This is a genomic window from Streptomyces sp. C10-9-1 (assembly GCF_024497955.1).
Lineage (GTDB): Bacteria > Actinomycetota > Actinomycetes > Streptomycetales > Streptomycetaceae > Streptomyces > Streptomyces sanyensis.
Genome location: NZ_JANHKP010000036.1, coordinates 1 through 898, shown reverse-complemented (window position 1 = coordinate 898; position 898 = coordinate 1). Strand labels below are relative to the sequence as shown.

Here is an 898-nt window from a genome sequence, read left to right as displayed (position 1 = left end):
CACTGAGGCTTTTCCATCATCGGTCTGAGCTGGCCAAATGCAGGGTGAGGACGGCCTGGACGAGGCAGGTGATCCGGGTGGTCGAGCACCGTAGCTTGCGAAGGAGCCGCCAGGTCTTGAGGGTGGCCATGGCCTGCTCGACGAGGGCGCGGATCTTGGCGTGGGACCGGTTGACCGCCTGCTGACCGGTGGAAAGGGTCTCCCGCCGCCCCCAGTACGGGGTACGGACCGTGCCGCCGGCACCCCGGTAGCCCTTGTCGGCCCAGCACGTGATGTCGGCCTCGGCGAGGGCGTCGACGATGCCGTGTTCGCGGGCAGCGCGGACGTCGTGGACGGCGCCGGCCAGGGCCGGTGAAGCCCACAACAGTCGGCCGAAGGGATCGGCGAGGACCTGCACGTTCATCCCGTGCCTCTTGTGCTTCCCCGAGTAGTAGGGCCGGTCCGCGGCGATCCGGTCGATCGGCAGCAGGGTCCCGTCCAGCAGCACGAACGCCTTCGACGATGCTGTCCGGACCGTCTCCGCAAGGGTCGGCGCGAGAGCGGCCAAGACCTCGACGGCCTCGGTGATGTACCGGTACGCGGTCGTGGTCCCGATGCCGAACCCTGCCGCGAGCTGGGCATACGGGTGGCCGTTGCGGAGATGGGCAAGAGCGAGCAGGGCCTGCCGGCCGACGCTCAGGCGCCGCCAGCGGGTACCGAGCTCCTGGCGGCGCTGACGGAGCTTGGCGGACAGGAAGCGCAGGGCAGAACTGGACACGTCGACGCCCGACGGGTAGACAAGCACACGAAGCCTCTGGTGGAGACGGATTTCTTGGTCGAAAACCCATCTACCAGGGGCTTCACCCGTCTGTCAGCCCAACTGACCTTCCAGCCCGACAGGTTGGAAAGAGCTCACTGA

The 898-nt window shown here is 67.8% G+C and carries 1 protein-coding gene; it reads right to left on the bottom strand.

The features are described 5' to 3' along the window. Positions 1 to 16: 16 nt before the first annotated feature. Positions 17 to 784, bottom strand: coding sequence for an IS5 family transposase (locus tag NPS70_RS28400; RefSeq protein ID WP_256527334.1), 768 nt, complete (start codon positions 782 to 784; stop codon positions 17 to 19). Positions 785 to 898: the final 114 nt, after the last annotated feature.